This is a genomic window from Meridianimarinicoccus marinus (assembly GCF_040689105.1).
GTDB classification, from domain to species: domain Bacteria; phylum Pseudomonadota; class Alphaproteobacteria; order Rhodobacterales; family Rhodobacteraceae; genus Meridianimarinicoccus; species Meridianimarinicoccus marinus.
Genome location: NZ_JBFBVU010000017.1, coordinates 19,762 through 39,397, shown reverse-complemented (window position 1 = coordinate 39,397; position 19,636 = coordinate 19,762). Strand labels below are relative to the sequence as shown.

At 64.4% G+C, this 19,636-nt stretch carries 1 protein-coding gene; it reads right to left on the bottom strand.

The annotated features are described in order from the left end of the window. Window positions 1-10: 10 nt before the first annotated feature. Complete coding sequence (locus AB0T83_RS13355) at window positions 11-19,153, bottom strand: cadherin-like domain-containing protein (protein WP_366193636.1); 19,143 nt, start codon at window positions 19,151-19,153, stop codon at window positions 11-13. Window positions 19,154-19,636: the final 483 nt, after the last annotated feature.

Here is a 19,636-nt window from a genome sequence, read left to right as displayed (position 1 = left end):
AGGCCGGTCATTACGCGAAGGTCAGATCGTTGATATCGGTGACACCCATCACGACGATCAGGTCGTTCTCGCCCCCGGTCAGTTGCAGATAAAGGTTCGCCCCGAAGGCGCGCGACTGGGCAATGTCGGTGGCCGCGATGCCGGTCAGACTGTCCACCCCGACCTCGTAGTCGGTGATATTGGCCACATCGCGGGCGCCGCTGTTGAGCAGGGCCGCGAAGTCGAAGCAATCCGCCCCGGTGCCGCCGCCAAGAATATCCAGCGGACCGCCCATGCCATAGATCGCATCGTCCTGCGCGGTGCCGACGAGGTTGTCGCGCCCGGTGGTGCCGGTGATGACGTTCTTGCCTTCATCCAGCCCGGCGATGGCGATGGTCACGGTGGCGGTGTCGGTGCCGCCGTTGCCATCGCTTACCGTGTAGATGAAGCTGTCGGTGGCATTGTCGCCAGTGTTCAGCGCCTCGAACTGGCCGTTCGGGTCATAGTCGAAAGTGCCATCGCCATTGTCGATGACCAGCCCCAGCGTGCCCGTGGTGTCGATGCTGAGCACCGAAAGGGTCTGACCCTCGGGATCGCTGTCGTTGGTCAGGACGTTGCCGGTGGTAAAGCCGGTGTCCTCATTGGTGGCAAAGCCGACGCCATTGTCGTCGACCGCAACCGGCGCATCGTTCACCCCCATGATCAGGATCGACACGGTGGCGGTATCACTGCCGCCGAAATTGTCGGTGATCGTATAGGTGAAGCTGTCGGTCGTGGTCAGCCCCGCTGCGAGGCTCTCGAACATGCTGTTGGGGTCGTAGTCGAAGGTGCCATCGCCATTGTCGATCACCAGTCCGAGGGTCGCGGTGGTGTCGAGCCCGGTGAGGCTGAAGCTGTCGCCGGTGTCCACGTCGCTGTCATTCAGCAGCACGCTGGCGGTGGTAAAGGCCGTGTCCTCATCCGTGCCGAAACCGGTGCCGCTGTCATTGCCCGCAATGGGCGCGTCGTTCACGGCAGCGACCGAGATGCTCACCGTGGCGGTATCACTGCCGCCGTTGCCATCGCTGATGGTGTAGGTGAACGTGTCCGTGGCGGGGGACGCCCCTTCCGGCAGGCTGTCGAACTGGCCATTGGGATCATAGCTGAAGATGCCGCCCCCCAGATGGCTGACCAGCGCACCGCCGGCGGAAGCCGCATCGAAGGCTGTGACGGTCAGGGTGTCGCCTTCGACATCACTGTCGTTGCCCAGCACACTGGCGGTCGAGAAGGCCGTGTCCTCGTCGGTGGCAAAGCCGGTGCCGCCGTCGTTATTGGCCACGGGCGCATCATTGACGCCGGTCACCGTGACTGTGACCGTGCCGGTGTCGCTGCCGCCGTTGCCGTCGCTCAGGCTGTAGGTGAAGCTGTCGGTGGTCGACTGGCCCACACCCAAGGCTTCGAACTGACCGTTCGGGTCATAGTCGAAGGTGCCATCGCCATTGTCGATCACCAGACCCAGCGTGCCGGTGGTGTCGATGCTGGCCACGGACAGCACATCGCCGGTATCGACATCGCTGTCGTTCAGCAGCACCGAGCCAGTGGTCAGCGCGTTGTCTTCGTCCGTGGTGAACCCGGCGCCGCTGTCATCCACTGCTACGGGCGCATCGTTCACCCCGGTGACGGTGAAGGTGACGGTGGCCGTATCGGTGCCGCCGTTGCCGTCGCTGATGTCATAGGTGAAGCTGTCGGTGGTGGACTGCCCCACGGCCAGGTATTCGAACTGGCCATTGGGATCATAGGTGACCGTGCCGTCATTGTGGTTGGTCACTGTCCCCACAGTCCCGGTCGTATCGACACCGGTGACGCTCAGGCTGTCGCCGTTGCTGTCGGTGTCATTGGCCAGCAGCCCCACCAGGGTCGCGGTGTCTTCATCGGTGTTGAAGGTGTCGTCCCCGGCGATCGGGGGCAGGTTGCTGCCGCCGATGGTGATGGTCACGGTGGCCGTATCGGTGCCGCCGTTGCCGTCGGTGATCTGGTAGGTGAAGCTGTCACTTGCTGTGGCGCCCGAGCCCAGTCCCGAGAACTGGCCGTTCTGGTCGTAAGAGAACGTCCCGTCGCTGAGCAGCGTCACCAGCCCGCCCTGCGCCGTCGCCACCGGTGTGCCCAGAGTACCACCGGACTGAACGTCATTGACGCTCAGCACATCGCTGGCATCCGGGTCGCTGTCGGCCAATCCGCCATTGGCGGCCAACACATCACCGTTCAGCGCCGCGTCCACGGCCACGGCAAAGGCGTCGTCCACCGCCGTGGGATCGTCGTTCACCCCGTTGATGGTGATGGTGGCGGTGGCGGTATCGGTGCCGCCGTTCCCGTCCGAAACCAGATAGGTGAAGCTGTCGGTCGCCATTTCACCCACCGCCAGACTGTCGAACAGGCCCAACTGGTCATACCGGAAGGTGCCGTTCGACATCTTGGTAACAGTGGCACCCGAGGGCAGGGCAAAGGCCACCCCGGTGGAGACCGGCGCGCCGTTGATCTGGGTCACATCCAGCGTGTCGCCTTCGGGATCACTGTCCACGCCGGCGCCGTTGTTGGCCAGCAAGTCGATGTCCAGCAGCACATCCTCGGTGGCGTTGCGGGCGTCGTCGATGGCAATAGGCGCGTCGTTGATGCCGGTCACGGTCACATCCACGGTGGCCGTATCGGTACCACCGTTGCCGTCATCCACCGTGTAGGTGAAGCTGTCCAGTGCCGGCGTGCCACCCTGTTGCAAGGCTTCGAACACACCGTTCGGATCGTAGGTCACGGTGCCATTGGCGTTCAGTGTGACCTCGGCCCCGGTGGTCAGGGTGACGGTATCGCCGGGGATCACCGCCTGACCGTCGATGTCGGTGACGCTCAGCGTGTCGCCGTCCAGATCGCTGTCGTTGGTCAGAACCGCGATGTTGGTGGTGCTGTCCTCATCCGTGGTGCCGGTGTCATCCACGGCAACGGGCGCACTGCTGATGCCGTTGATGGTGATCGAGGCGGTCGCCTGATCCTGCGCACCGCTGCCATCCTGCAAGGTGTAGGTGAAGCTGTCGCTGGCCATATCCCCGTTTTGCAGCGCGTTGAACTGGCCGTTGGGATCGTAGGTGAACGTGCCCGATCCGTTGACCACCAGAAGCGCGCCGGAGGCCAGCGTGATCTGCGAACCGATCACCCCGGTCTGGGCGTTGACCTGGATCACGAAGGGAATGTCGCCGGTGTCGGGATCGCTGTCGTTCGCGGTCAGGTTCTGGCCGGTCACGACCGTGGCCTCGTTGGTGCTATAGCCATCATCAGCAGCGGTCGGCGCATCGTTGACGCCATCGACCGTGACCGACAAAGACACGATGTCCTGCCCGCCCTGACCATCGGACACGGTGTAGGTGATGGTGTCATTGACCGAGGTGCCCACAGGCAGTGCGTCCAGCGCGCCGATGGGGTCGTAGGTATAGCTGCCATCGCCGTTGATGGTGAAGCTGCCGCCCTGGCTGCCCGTCGTTGCCGCGCCCACGGCAAGGGCCGAGCCGCCGACCTCGGACACGCTCAGGCTATCGCCGTCGATGTCTGTGTCATTGGTCAGCACATTGCCGAGGGTGGCGGTGTCCTCATCCGTGGTGTCGGTGTCGTTGGTGCCGATCGGGGCATCGTTGACGCCGGTAATGGTGATGGTGGCAGTGGCGGTGTCGCTGCCGCCCTGACCGTCCTCGACGGTGTAGTCGAAGCTCTCTTGCGCCGACTGCCCGACCCCCAGCGCCTGATGCTGCGCCCCTGGCACGAAGCTATAGCTGCCATCGGACAGCACCGTCAGAAGCGAGCCCGAGGCCAGCGCGAACTGGCCGCCCAAATTTGCGGCAGACCCGTTGACCTGCGTCACCATAAGCGGATCGCCGTTGGGATCGCTGTCGTTGGTCAGCACATTGCCGGTGGCAGAGGTTTCCTCGTCGGTGGTGTCGGAATCATCGGCCGCGATGGGCGATTGGTTGGTGCCGTTGATGTTGATCGTCACCGTAGCGGTATCGGTGCCGCCGCGCCCGTCCGACACGATATAGTCGAAACTGTCACTGGTACCGCCCGAGAGGCTGCCATTGGGATCATAGACAAGGTCTCCCGTGCCCGGCGTATAGGTCACGATGGCGCCCGAGGGCAGGGTGACTTGTTCGTCCCCATTGGGAAGGGTGATACCGCCACTGAAGGGCGGCACGATGGCCTGAATGGTCAGCGTGTTGCCATCGACGTCAGTGTCGTTGCTCAACACATTCAGCGTCACGGTGGCATCGTCGTTGACATTGGTGCTGTCGTCGCTGGCCAGCGGCGCATCGTTCTGGCCGTCGATGGTGATCATCGCCGTGCCGATATCGGTGCCGCCCTCGCCGTCGCTGAGCGTGTAGTTGAAGGCGTCCGCGCCGTTCTGGAAGTCCGGAAGAGATTCGAACTGTCCGTTCGGATCATAGGAGTACGACCCGTCGCCGTTCAGCGTCAGCAGCGCCCCCGAAGGCAGGGTGATCTGGATGCCGATGTCGGCGGCCACGCCGTTGACCTCGGTCACGGTCAGGCTGTCGCCGCCAGGATCAGTGTCGTTGGTCAGCACGTTGCCGACGTGGGCCGGCCCGTCTTCGCTGACCAAGGCGAAATCGGTGTTGGCAACCGGCGCCCCGTTGACCACGGTCACGGTGAAGCTGTCGACCTCGGCCGCGTTGGCCGCGCCCGAGTTGTCATCCACATTGACCGTCACCAAATAGCTGCCCTCGGCCCCGTAGACATGGCTGATCATCGGAGACAGGCTGGCCGAATTGAAATTCTGGCTGGCGCCATCCCCGAAGGTGACCGAGAAGCTGCGCGTGTCGGTGTCCGGGTCCGACAAAGTCAGGGTGCGCATCAGCGCCTGACCTTCGGTGACCGAGGTGTTCGGCCCGGCCTCCAGTCCCGGCGCGTCATTGATCGGGTTGACGGTGATATCCGCCAGAACCGAACCGGGCGCATAGGCGATCCCGTCAGATCCGGTCCAGGTGAAGCTGTCTGGTCCGTTGAAATCCTGGTTCCCCAGATAGACCAGATCGCCCGCGATCAGCTGAGCGCGCGTGACCACCTGGCCCGCGGTGACCGGCGCACCGTTCACCGTCAGCGTGCCGTTCGACGGGAAGGTGTCGATGCGGATCTCGGCCAGCGTGTTGCCGTTGGGATCGGAGAAGCCCGCGTCGAAGATCGATTCGTCCAGCACGATGCTGGTGTCCTCATCCCCCACGGCCGAGACCGGCGAGACCGTCGGCGCATCGTTGCCATAGACCTGCAACAACACCGAACCGTTGTAGGTGATGACGAAGCCGCCGCCCGGAAGGGCCGCAATGTCGGGCTGGTTCTGGGTGCCCGAGAAAGTGGTGTTGACCTGGAACTGGCTGTCCAGACGGTTGCCGTTGCCGTCGTATTGCTGGGCAAACACCCCGTGGCCGTTGCCGTCGGTGCTGTTGAAATCGGTCCAGGCGATGACGAAGCCGCCGCTGTCCAGCGCTGCGATGGCCGGGTCGTTCTGGTGGCTCAGACGTTGATCGTTGACGCGGAACTCCTCGTTTACCGGATTGCCGGTCACGTCGTAGATCTGGGCATAGACGCCATGACCGCTCAGATCGGCGGTATCGTCACGCCAAGTGACCACGATGTTTCCATCGGTCAGCACGGTTGCCTGCGGGGTGCCCTGGCCGCCAAGGGTTGTGGAGTTGATCTGGAATTCCCCGCCGACCGCCGTTCCGGCGGCGTCAAACCGCTGTGCGAACACGCCTTCCCCCGAGCCATCGGTGGCGCCATCATCCTCCCAGACGATCAGGAACCCGCCGTCGTTCAGCTTGGTGATGTCGGACTGGTGCTGGTTGCTCGTGGTGGTGGTGTTGACCACGAAATCGGTGTTGGGCGTGCCCTGCGGCGTGCCCGAACTGTCGAACCGCCGTGCGATGACCGCGTTGCCGCTGCCGTCACCGGCCGAGCCGGAGCTGATCGATGTCCAGGTCACCACGAAGTCGTCATTGTCCAGAACCGCCACCGCCGGCGTGCTCTGCACCGAGGTATTCTCCGAATTCACCTGGATGACACCGCCGTTCGGCGTGCCATTCTCGTTGAACAATTGTGCCGCGATGCCGGTGCTGCTGCCGTCGATCGACGCATCGGCCCAGGCCACCACATAGCTGCCGTCCGAGAAGGCGGCGATCTTGGGATCGGTCTGCGCGCCCGTCTGCGACCCGCCGTTGATCAGGAACTCATCGTAGACCCCATTGGCAAGCCCGCTGCCGTCGCGGGCCACCGGGTTGCCCAGCACGTCGAACCGCTGGGCGCGGATGCCGGTGCCGGAACTGTCCGAACTTTCAAAGACCACCACGAAGTCGCCGCCTGTGACCGGCAGCATGGCGACCGCCGGATCGTCCTCCAGACCCGAGGCGGTGGTGTTGACCATGCGCTCTCCGCCGACCGCCACCGAGGCATCGGGGGTGGGCGTGATGTTGACCGTGACCAGAACCGGGACAGACGCCCCGCCGTCGCCATCGGTGATCTGGATGCGCAGCGGGCGCTGCGGCAGCGGATCGTCCGAGATATTGCGATAGGTCAGATTCTCGACCAGCAACTCGACGATCCCGGCCGTGGCATTGCTGTTCAGCAGCAACTCGAAGGGCGCGCCATCCTGACCGTTCTGGCCGATGGTGGCCACCTGGGTGCCGTCCACCAGAACCGCCGTCGACCCGGTGATCGAGATCCGCGGGCCCTGCCGCAGGCCAAGCTGATCCTGTGTCAGGTCGTCGGGCGGGTTGATCTGGTCGATCAGCGGGGCCGAGGCGATGACGTTGGACACCAATATCGAGCCGCCGTCGAAATCGGCGGAATCCGGATCCGAAACTGCCGCCGCGCCGTTGGCGTCGATCAGTTGCGGCACCCCGTTCAGATCGTTCTCGTCATAGGTGACCTGCGCGTTCACACCGTCCAGCACCGGCTTGCCGCCGGTGGCGAAATCCGCCGGATCGCCCAGCAGGCGATGATAGACTCCAAAGCCGCTGCCATCCCCGGCCGGGCCCGATGTCGTGGACGTGTAACTTGCCACCAGGTTGCCATTGGGCAGGGCGGCAAGCGCCCCCTGGAATTGGGTGCTGGTGAATTGTTCATTGATCTGCACCGCGCCGTCGATCCGATATCCATTGGCGTCGAACTGTTGCAGGTAGACCCCCCAGCCCGAGCCATCGGTCCCGTTGTTGTCGGTATAACTGACGGCAAACCCGCCGCCCGGCAGGGCCGCGATGTCGGGCGTTGATTGTGACCCATCCACCACTTCGTTGACCAGAACCTCGGGGCCGACCTTGTTGCCGCTGCCGTCGAACTTCTGGACATAGACACCCGGCGAACTCCCGTTGCCAGAGTCGTCGCGAATGTCGCTGTCGTAGGCCACCGCATAGCCGCCGTCGTCAGTGGCCACGACACGCGGCGCATACTGGCTGAACCGCTCCAGCGTGTTCACCTGAATCGGGCCGCCGATGGCCGAAGCATCCGCCGCATAGCGTTGCAGGAACACGCCGAGGTCGAAGTCGCCGGGGTTGTCCATGTTGACGGCCGCGAAGACCACCACGAAGGTGCCGTCTGACTGGATCGCCACGTCCGGATTGGTCACTGTGGGGTTGCCCGCGGGATCGATGGTAAAGGTGCCGCCGATCTGGCCGCCGGTATCGTCGAACCGCTGCCCGACCACGACCTGATTGAACGGCGACGAAGAACTCTGGCCGTTGAAGACCAGCGCGAAACTGCCGTTTGCCGGATCGTCGAATGCATCCAGTGCCACATTGCCCCCGTTGGCGGTGACTGGGGTGTTGAACACGATCTCGCTGCCGGCCTTCTGACCGTTGGCATCGAACACCTGCAGGATCACGTCCTGCTGGTTTCTGCTTATCCAGGACACGGCGAAACCGCCCGTGGAGAGGCCGACCACCTGAGCATGGGTCTGGCTGCCCGGCGTATAGGTATTGACCTGGAATTCGCCGCCCACCGGCGCCCCGGCAGCATCGTACCTCTGGCCGAAGATACCCCAGTCGTTGTCGCCCGTGGCATCCTGGTTGTGCGAGGACCAGACAATCACATAGCCGCCGTTCGCCAGACCGGCGACGTGACTGTCTTCCTGGCTGCTGGTGAGGAAACTGTTGGTCAGCACATCGCCGCCAATAGCCACCGCGCCATCGATCTCGGGCGTGATGGTCAGGGTCTGCGTCTGGCGGAACACGCCGCCGTCGCCATCGGTCAACTGCACCGACACCTGCCGCGCGCCCTCGGGATCGTCCGAGGTATTGGCATAGGTCAGCGACCGCACCAGCGTGCGCACCGCCGCCTGGTCGGCATTGCCGGTCAGGTCGATGATCAGCGCAGCACCGTCGGTCCCGTCTGAGACCAGCGTCCCGATCTGCGATCCGCCAAGGTTGACGGCGTTGCCCACGACCGCGACACCGCCCGAGCCGTCGATGCCCAGCTGATCCTGTGCCAGCGCATCGCGGTCCCGGAACTGGGTCTGCACAGTATCATTGCGCAGCATGTGGACGGACAGCGTGCCGCCCGCAAAATCGGCACTGTCGGCATCGCCGATTCCGGCAGCGGGCGCCAGGAACTGGCCCGCGGCATTCACATCCGCCTCGTCCAGGACCAGATCGACCAGCCCCGAAATCGTCGGATCCTCGGACAGCAACACCGTGCCATCGGCGGCGAACACCTGCTGGAAGACCCCGTATTGATCGCCGTCCCCGGCCGTCCCCGAGGTAAACGAGGACCAGCTTGCTGTGAACCCGCCGCCCGGCAGGGCCACCAGACGCGGCTGATGCTGGGTCGAAGCCACCTCGGTATTGATCTGGAACTCCCCGTCGATGCGGGTACCGTCGGCGGCGTAAACCTGTCCAAAGACGCCGATCCCGCTACCGTCGTTGCTGCCGTTGTCGGACCAGGCCACCACCCAGCCGCCGCCATCCAGCCCGATGACATGGGGGTTGTATTGCGAATTGACCGTGGTTTCGTTGACCCGCTCTTCGACGCCGACGGCATTGCCGTCCATGTCATAGCGCTGAAGGAACACGGCGGTGCCGCTGCCATCGCTGCCGCTGTCATCATCCCAGACCGCCACGAAGCCGCCGTCGCTGATCGCCGCCACGCGCGCCATGTCCTGATTGGAATTTGTGGTGGTGTTGACCTGGAATTCATTGCCCAGAGGCGTGCCGTCGGTTTCGTACAGGCGGGCGAAAACGCCGTTGCCGCTGCCGTCGCCGGCGCTGCCGGAGGTTGTCGAGGTCCATGTGACCACGACCCGGCCGCCGGTCAGCACCGTGACCGCGGCATCGGTCTGGGTCGAAGCGGTCTGCGTGTTGACCTGAACAGCGGCGCCCTGCGGCACACCGGCGGCTGAGAACTCGCGCAGGAACACGCCCTGGCCACTGCCATCGCGATTGCCATGATCGGTCCAGGCGGCAAGGAAATTGCCATTGGCCCGTGCCGCCAGCGCACTTTGGTCCTGCGTCGAGGCCACCACATCGTTGATCAGGATTTCGCTGCCCACCGCACCGCCGTGCTGATCGAAGATCTGACCATAAACGCCGGTGCTGGTCTCGCCGGCTGCTTCGCCCGCAGGGTTGGCCGAACTGTTGTCAGTCCAGCTGACCACGAACCCGCCCGTCATCAGGCCGGTGACGGCCGGATTGTGCTGGCTGAACTCGGTGTGGCTGTTGATCTGAAATTCACCGCCCAGGGGCGTGCCATTCAGATCGAAGCGCTGGCCATAGATGCCGGCACCGCCGTCCTGCGGGCGATCCTGATCGGCGCTTTGCCAGATGGTCACATAGCCGATCTGCACGCCGCCGGTGTCATAGATAGCCGCCATGGCCGCTTGGGACTGGTTGCTGGCGGTATAGCTGTTGACCTGCCTCTCGCCGCCTTGGGCGAGTGTGGTGCGATCGATGTCGGGAACCACCGCCACATCGACCACATGGGCACCGGTCGCGCCTCCGTCGCCATCGCTGATGTTCAGCACCAACTTGCGGTCGGCGGCCGGATCGCTGGACAGGTTGGCGTAGCCCAGTTGCGCCACCAGGGCCTCGACCGCTTCGGGCGTCGCGTTTGCGGTCAGCGAGATCCGAAGATCGGCGCCATTCACCCCGTCGCGGATGGCATCAATGGTGCCGATGGTGACCGCGTTGAAGGTCACGTTGCTGCCGGACACACCGATCCCGTTGCCCGCCACGATGCCCAGTTGATCCTGCGCGGCCCCGGAGATGCCGCTCACCTGCTGCAGGTAGAGATCCGTCGATCCTGTCACATGCGCCAGCCAGATCTCGCCGCCGGAAAAGTCGGCCGAATCCATGTCTGTCAGGGACAAGACGCCATCCGTATCAAGCACTTGCAGGCCAGAGTTCACGTCGGCTTCCTGGAAGACCACCTGATCCTCGAAGCCTTCCAGCACGGGCGACATGGCCCCGGCAGGCAAGGCGGGCTGGTCGAACAGGCGCTGGAAAACGCCATAGCCGTCGCCGTCGCCTGCGGTGCCCGAGGTGAACGAGCTCCACCCGGCGACCAGCGTGCCGTTCAGCAGACTGGCCAGTTCCGGCTTGGACTGCGTGCTGCTGAATTCCGGATTGACCACATAGGACACGCCATCGCGGCTGCCGTCGGCCAGGAAATCCTGCGCCACGATGCCCTGGCCGCTGCCATCGGTGCCATTGTCGTCGCGCCAGGCGACGGAAAAACCGCCATTGGCGCGCCCGGTGACGGAAATGTCGCCCTGGTAGCTCAGTTGCTGGGAGTTGACCAGGAATTCACCGCCCTGCGCGACGCCCGCAATGTCGTAGATCTGGGCGTAAACACCGAAACTGTTGCCGTCCGCACTTTCCCAGACCACCACGTAACCGCCGTTTGCCAGGGTGCCCGAGGCCGAGAGCGCGGCCACTTCGGGATGCTGCTGGGTGCCGGTGGTGGTGGTGTTGACCTGCACCTCGCCGGTGCCCACACCGGTCAGAGCGGTGCCGTCGGGATCGACCAGCGTCCCGGTGCTGTCGATCCGCTGCGTGAAGACCCCGTAGCCGCTGCCATCGGCACCGCCACGCTCTTCCCAGACCACCAGCACATCGCCATCGGGCAGGGTGACCGCACGCGACCGCGTTTGATCGCCCGAGGTGAAGGTGTTGATCTGGAACTCGCCCGCTTCCGGGGTGCCGGTGGCGTCGAAGGTCCGGCCGAAGATGCCGAAGCCGCTGCCATCGCCCGCCCCGCCGGAGGTGTGCGAACTCCAGGTTGCCATGAAGCGCCCGCCGCCCAGATCCACGACGGTGCCGCTGTTCTGGGTCGACGAGGTCTGCTCGTGGACCTGGAAAGCCGCGCCGACGAAGGTGCCGTCGTTCTGCACGATCTGGCCATAGACGCCCTGACCCGAACCGTCACGCCCCGAACCTTCCGTCCAGAGCACGACAAAGTTGCCGTTGGACAGCCCCGCGACGCGCGGCTGGATCTGATCGCCCATCGCGATGTCGTTGACCTGGAACTCGACCCCGACCTGTTCGCCGAAGGCGTTGTATCGTTGGGCAAAGATTCCGCGCTGGTTGACCGTGGGATCATCCTGCAGCCGCGAGGTCCAGACCATCACGTAGCCGCCATCGGACAGCACGCCGATACGCGCGGACTCCTGATCGTGCGGGGTAAAGGTGTTGACCTGGCTTTCCGTGCCCGCAGCCGGGGCTACGGAGTCGCGGTTGATCGGCTGATACAGCCGCATCACCTGGGAAACATTCGCGGCCTGGTTCGACACCGTCAGATCGAAGGCCGCCTGCGAGGTGTTGAAACTGCCGCTGAGGCCGAAGGTCAGCGCCTCGATCAGCGCCTCGACCGCCTCGGCGGTGGCGCTGGCATTCAGATCGATTTGCAGGTTGGCGCCATCCTGGCCATCGTTGGTTGCACTGCGGGTGCCGATGCCGGTGCCTTCATAGGTCACCACCCCTGTGGTGGCATTGAAGCCGATCTGGCCTGTGCCCGTGCCCTGATCCTGCACCGACATCTGCGTTGTGATGGTCGAGGAATTGACCTCGTTCAGGCGCACGTAGCCGCCCGCGAAACTGGTGCCGGCAAAGTCGTCAAGGTCCACGTCCGCATCCAGAACCATCGGGCTGGCCAGCAGGGCGGTTTCGTCGACCACCGGGTTCAGACTGTAGACCTGGTTGCTATGCGGATCCGCACCAAAGTCGGAGACCGACAGGCCCGAAGCCGTGGATCCGCCGCTGTTGATGGTCACAAGGATCGCGTCCGGTTCGGTCTGGCCGCCGGTGCCATCGGTCACCAGCAGCCCGATACCCCGGCTGGTGCCCGCGACATTGGCTGCGATATCGGCCGAACCGAAGGCCAGCGCCTGCAATAGGGCCAGCACTGCCGCGCTGTCGGCCTGCGCGTTCAGGGCAATCCGCAGCCCGGCCCCGGCCTGACCGTCCAGCACCGCATCAATGGTGCCGACCTGGGTGCCGTTCACGCGCACTTCGTCGACATTGGTGATGCTGACAACGCCCGAGGTGTCCAGCGTCAGGATATCCAGCGCCGCGTTGGGCGTGGTGTAATAGGCGTCCAGCATGCCCCCGTTGAAATTGGCGCTGTCGGGATCGTCGAACACCACCGCGTCATCCAGCACCGTCGGGGTGACGGTCAGATCATCGGCAAACAGGGTCACCGCGCGCTCGAAATCCTCCATCACCGGCGAGGTGGCGCCCGGGGCCGCGCTTTCGAAGGTGCGCAGGAAGATCCCGTTGCTGGAGCCATCGCCGCTGTAGCCCGAGGTGACAGAGGTCCAGACCGCCGCGAACCCCGTGCCGAACGATGTCACCGCCGCTTGCGTCTGGGTCGAGGTAACCTCCTGATTGACTTGAGTGTCGCCGTCGATACGCACGCCGTTGGCATCATAGCGTTGCGCGAAAATCCCTACGCCGGAACCGTCCCGGCCGCCGTTGTCTTCCCAGGCCACCACAAAGCCGCCATCCGCCATGGCGGTGACCTGTGCGTTGTACTGGGAAAAGCTGGTTTCGGTGTTGACGCGGAACTCTGTGCCCAGCGGGCTGCCGGCATTGTCGAACCGTTGCGCGAAAACGCCTTCGGAACTTCCGTCCTGAGCGCTGGAGGTCCAGGTGACCACGAAGCCGCCCCCGGTCAGGCCGGCCACCTCGGGCGTGTGCTGATTGCCCAGCGTTTCCGTATTGACCAGGAAGTCATTGCCCACGGCCGCACCGGTGTCGTCGAACACACGGGCGAAAATGCCATTGCTGTCGCCATCGCCGTGGCCACCTGATGTGGGCGCGACAAAGACCACCACATGACCGGCATGGGTACCAGCATTCGGGCCCGGACCATGCACCAGCGCAGCCACTTGCGAGTCCGACTGGTTGCTGCTGGTGTTGGCGACGTTGACCTGGGTTTCCGAACCCGCGCCCACGCCGGCGGCGTCAAAGGTGCGGGTGGCAATGCTGGTGCCGGAGCCGTCGATGCCGTTGGTGGTGAAGCTGACCACGAAACCGCCGCCTTCGAATCCCGCCACCGAGGGATCAAGCTGGTTGCTGGAGGTCGTGACATTCACCAGGAATTCGGACCCGTTGGTCGAACCATCCGCGTTGAAGCGTTGGCCATAGACGCCATAGCCACTGCCGTCAGAGCCGGAGTAGTCCTCCCAGACCACGACGTAGCCGCCATCGTCCGTGGCCGCCACGTCCGGATCCAGCTGCCCCGACGCCAGGCTGCTGTTGACCCGCGTTTCCGGGCCTACGGGGCGGCCGCTGGCGTCATAAAGCTGGGTGAAGACACCCCAGTCGCCATCGGTTCCCCGGTTGTCCTGGTTCACCGACTGCCAGACCACGACAAAGCCGCCACCCGCAAGTTCGACAATCTCGGGATCGGCTTGCTGGTTGTCGGTATGCGCATTGACCTGCCGCTCGTCACCCGCCACCAGCGTGCTGTCGGTTTCCGGGACCACATTGATGGTCACGAAACGACTTTGTGCGGCATTGCCGTCGCCGTCGCTCAGGTCCAGTTTCAGACGCCGGGCCGCTTCCGGGCTGCTCGAGCTGTTGCCATAGGCCAGGTTGCCAAGCACGGCCTCGACCGCTTCAACCGTGGCATTGCCGTTCAGGGTGATCGAGAAATCGGCCCCGTTGACGCCATCGCTGGAAATCGTGCCGATGACCGTACCGTCGACCGACACCGTATCGCCCACAGCATTGCCGCTGAGTTGCACATCGCCGTTGCCCACGTCACCGCTGACAAGGCCCAGTTGATCCTGCGCCAACCCATCGGGATCGGTGATCTGGAACAGGGTGGGGTCCTGAAGATCGACCGACAGGGTCAGGACACCGGTGTCGAAATCGGCGGAATCAAGGTCGCCGAGCGCGATGGTCTTGTCGGCGTCGATGCGTTCCAGACCCGCGTTCAAGGCGGACTCGTCCAGGGAAATGCTGTCATTGAGCCCGACGATCACCGGCGCATGGCTGGTGCCGAAGCCCGCGATGGTGCCAAAAACCTGTTGGAACACGCCGTTGGAATTGCCGTCACCGGCGCTGCCGCTGGTGGCCGAGGTCCAGTTGACCACAAACGCTCCGCCGGGCAGGGCAGTTGCCGTGGGCTGGTTCTGGGTGCTCTGGAACTCGGTATTGATCCGGAACGCGCTGTCCACACGCTGACCGGTCGCCGTATAAAGCTGGCCCAGTACCGTGCCGCCACTGCCGTCCAGAGAGTTGTGCGGATCGCTCCAGACAACCACGAAACGGCCATCGGTCAGGCCGATGACATCGGGATATTCCTGGGAGCTGTTGCGAACGTCGTTGACGATGAACTCGGCGCCCTGCGCGGTCGCCGTGGCATCGAACCGTTGGGCGGCGATGCCGACCCCCGATCCATCACTGCCGGAGTTTTCATCCCAGGCGATCACGAAACCGCCGTCTGCCGTGGCCCCGACCGAGGGGTTGTCTTGCTGGCTTGTCACCGTGGTATTGACTTGGAATTCGCCGGTGTCCGGCGTGCCATTGGCGTTGAAGACGCGAGCGAAAATTCCGTCGCTGCTGCCGTCGCCCGCCGCACCGCTGGTGGCCGACGTCCAGGTGACGATGAACCGGCCATCCGCCAGAACCGCTACATCCGGCTGATCCTGAGCGCTGGAGGTCTGTACATTCGCCTGGGTCTCGCCGCCCTGTGCCACGCCATTGACGTCATAGCGCTGGAAGAAGATCCCGGCGCTGCTGCCGTCGGCAAAGATATCGGTCCAGACAACCACATAGCCGCCGGTGTTCAGCGCCGAAATGGCCGCGTCATACTGGGTGCTGTTGGTGGTCGAATTGACCAGCGTTTCGCCGCCCGCCGGGGTGCCGTCGGGATTGTACCGCTGGGTGAAGATGCCGAAGCTGTCGCCGGCTCCATTGCCTTCCCAAGCCACGACCCAGCCGCCGTTGCCAAGCGAGGCCACCACCGCGTCCCTCTGATCGCCGGTCTGGGTGGTGTTCACCCGCATCTCGCCCGAGGCCGGGGCGCCGAGCGCGTCGAACCGCTGCATGTAGATGCCCTGACCGCTGCCATCCTGCGCCGCCGACTGCCACACGGACACCCAGCCGCCGTCGTTCAGCACCGTCATATGCGCATCGTCCTGCGCACCGGTGGTGAAGCTGTTGACCTGAGTTTCGCTGCCCAGCATGGGAAGCACGGTGGATTCGGCCACCGGGGTGATCTGGATGTTCAGGGTGGTCGCCGCGTTAACGCCACCGTCCCCGTCGTTGATGTCCAGCTCATAGCTGCGCGAGGACGCGGTGTCGTCCGAAGGGTTCTGATAGTAGATCGCGTTCAGCAGGGTCTCGACCCGCGCCAGCGTCGATCCCGGCAGGAAGTCCAGCACCAGATCGGCGCCGTTTTGCCCGTCCGAGGAAATGGTGGCCACCGCCACGCCGCCCACGTTCACCGTGGTGCCGCCGCCGGTGATGGTGATCCCGCCGCCGGTCTGGATCAGCAGGTTGTCCTGGGTGTTGTCATCGGGCGCGTTGAAGTCATCGGCGTTCTGATCAACCTGCACCCGGCGCAGGGCGAAGAAGCCGCCGTCGAAATCGGCGGAATCCGAGTCCGACAGCGTCAGTGCGCCATTGCCCAGCAGTGGAATGCCCGCCGCCACCTGATCCTCGGTGGCCGAGACATCGGTTTGCAGCCCGGTCAGCACCGGCGGCGGCGAGGCGTTGATCTCGGTCGGATCGCCGATGATCTGCTGGAACACGCCGTCGCCATTGCCGTCGCCGGCGGGCGCACTGCTGACCGAGGTCCATTGCACCACATAGTTGCCATTGGGCAGGGCGGCCATAGTGGGTTCGTCCTGGGTCGAGGCAACCTCGGTGTTGATCCGCACCTCGGTGTCCAGCCGCGTGCCGTCCGCATCGAAGACCTGCGCAAACACATCCGCGCCGCTGCCCGGTGCCGGGGTCGAGGTGTCGACCCAGGACACCACGAAGCCACCGGTGGACAGGGCAATCAGGCTGGGCGTGGTCTGATCTCCGCTGGTGGAGTCATTCACCCGCACCTCGCCCGCGATCGGCGTGCCGGTCGAGGTGTAGCGCTGGTAGTAGATCCCGCCCTGGCTGCCATCCTGCTGTTCCGAATGCCAGGCGACGACGAAATCGCCGTTGGCGAGGGTCGCCACTTGCGGCATCGCCTGCCAGTTCTCGGTCGTGGTATTGACCCGGATCTCGCCGGTTTCCGGCACCCCGCCCGCATCGAAGATGCGCGCCGAGACAGCCGTCGAGGATCCGTCGCCGTTGGCCACGTCGTTTTCTTCCCAGACCACCACGAACCGACCCGCATTCAGCGCGGCAACCTTGGCGGTGTCCTGCCAGCCGATGGTCTGCACATTGACCGATATTTCGCCGCCCACCGTGGCCCCGGCCGCGTTGTAGACCTGCGCCTTCACGGCATTGCCGCTGCCATCCCCGGCCAGCCCGGACGAGGCCGAATGCCATGTCACGACGTAGCCGCCGTTGGACAGGGCCGCGACATCCGGACCCGCCTGACTGCTGGACGAGTTGGTTTCGACCTGAAGCTCGCTTTGAACCAGCACGCCCATGTCGTCATAGCGATTCAGGCGGATGCCGCTGATGTTGGAATCCTGCCAGACGGTCACCCAGCCGCCATCGGTCAGCCCGGCCACCGCCGGTTGCACCTGGTCGCCCGCCGCCGTGGCATTGACCTGGAATTCCAGCCCCACCGGGATGCCGTCCGCGTCATACCGCTGGCCATAGATTCCGCCCTGCCACGAGACACCGTCATCCTGTCCATAGGACACCCAGACCGAGACATAGCCGCCATCGGTCAGCCCGGCGATGTCAGAGTCGTTCTGGTTCAGATTGGTCACGGTGTTGACGCGGATTTCGCCGCGCACAGGCCCGTCGATATCGGCGTCGGGCGTGATCGTGATCTCGACCACCACCGGATGCGAGGCCGCGCCATCGCCATCTTCCAGCAGGATCGAAACATGGGACTGGTCCGCAGGGTCGTCCGACAGGTTCTGATAGGTCAGATGCTCGACCAGGATCTCGACGCTGGCCGCATCTGCATTGGAGTTCAGATCGACGATCAGGGGCGCGCCATTCATGCCGTCCGAGGAAATGGTGCCAACCTGGGTGCCGTTGACGCTGACCGCGCCGGTCCCGGCGTTGACGCTGACAGGGCCGGTGGCGTCCAGCCCGAACTGGTGCTGCGCGTCGTCGTCCTGCGGCAGGAATTGCTGGGCATGGGCAGATGCCGCGATGGTGCCGACCAGCAGACGCCCGCCGTTGAAATCGGCGGAATCCATGTCGGACACGGCGGCGGCGCCATCGGCGTCGATCCGCTGCGGCGCGGCGTTCACATCGGCTTCCGCGAACACGCGAGAGGTCGAGACCGCCTCGACCTCGGGGGCGGCGGACAGCGCATTGAACGTCAACGGATCGCCGAACAGACGCTGGACCACCGCCCGGCCCGAGCCGTCGCCGGCCGTTCCCGAGGTTTCCGACACCCAGGCCGCCACGAAGTTGCCGCCCGCCAAGGCGGCCAGCGCGCCAAAGTACTGATTGCCGCTGGTTTCTTCGTTGATCAGGATTTCGCCGGTCAGGGCGTTGCCATCAACATCATAGCGCCGCGCCACCACGCCATAGGCTGACCCATCGCCCGAGCCAGCCGAGGTGAACGCGTCCCAGATGACGGCAAATCCGCCGTCCGACGTGCCCACGACATGCGGCTGCTGCTGGGTGCTGCTGGTCTGGACGTTGATCTGGAACTCGGACCCGACGGCCGTGCCGTCGCCTTCGTAAAGCTGACCGTATATGCCATGGTGCGACGCATCCGGACCCTCCCAGACAACCACGAATCGGCCGCCGTCAAGGCCCGCCACCGAGGGGGCCTGCTGGGTGCCGGCCGTGGTCGTGTTGACATCGATCTCGGTCCCGACGGTCGCCCCGGCCGGAGTAAAGACCTGCGCCTTGATCCCGTTGCCACTGCCATCGGCAGCCCGATAGGCCACGACCACGCCGCCACCGGCCAGCCCGTTGGCGCCGCCCGACGGCTGGATGGTGGCCAGGACCGGTTCGCTTTCCGTGGTGGAGGTGTTGGCGCCCGTGGTGTTGACCGTGGTCTCCCCACCCTGCGGCACGCCGCTGGCATCGAAGCGTTGCATCTTGATGTCGCGCACAAAGGAGACCGCTGCGTCATAGTCAGTCAACCAGGCCACCGCAAAACCGCCACCGGGGAGGGCGGCGGCGGTTGGTTGATGCTGGCTCGAGACCTGGGCGGTGTTGACGGCAATCTCACTTCCCAGGGGCACGGCCTGCGCATCGAACTGCCGCGCGACAATGCCAAGACCGCTGGTATCATTGGCTACCCAGGCCACCGCGAAACCGCCGTCATCGGTGGCTGCAATGGTGGGGGCGTACTGGTTGCCGGTCTCGGTGGTGTTTAGGATGAATTCCAGCCCGATCCGCGTGCCGTTGGGGGCGAATCTTTGCCCGACAATGGCGGTGCCCGAGCCGTCCTGAACATCGCTGGACCAGACGATCACATAGTCGCCGCCGGTCAGTGTGGCGATCGCGGCCGTCTCCTGATTTCCAACCTTGAAGGAATTGACGAGGTCTTCCGGGCTCAGCGGCGTATTCACGGTGGTTCTCCCCTTGGTCAGGGGGCCCATCCGCGGGTCACGCCCATGTGAAGGGCTGCAAAATCCATTCCGGCTGACACTGAAGGCCACCTGCCAATTTGCCCGCCATACGCGCCGGGACACTTGAAAAAATTCTCACGTTGAGAAACCGGTAACTTTTTTCTGCATTCCCGATCGACGCGGGGTGAAAGGGTGGACCTCCTGTTGAATTGTTAACCAAGGGTAAGTTTCCAACCAGGGGGGCTGTCAACGGCGGCTTTCGACATTCTTTTGCGCAAAACAGGGGTTTGCCGGTAACTATTGAAAATACTGGCGCTATTTTAGGTACCATAATTCCATACCCAGAAATCAACCACGGGTGATTTGTACCGGAAAATCCGCCGAACTTCGGCCCTTACAGCCCCGATTGCGCAAACACACGCAAAGGTTGCCAACGGACGAATCGAGAACGATTGACCACGGGCATCCCGGTCGACCGGGACA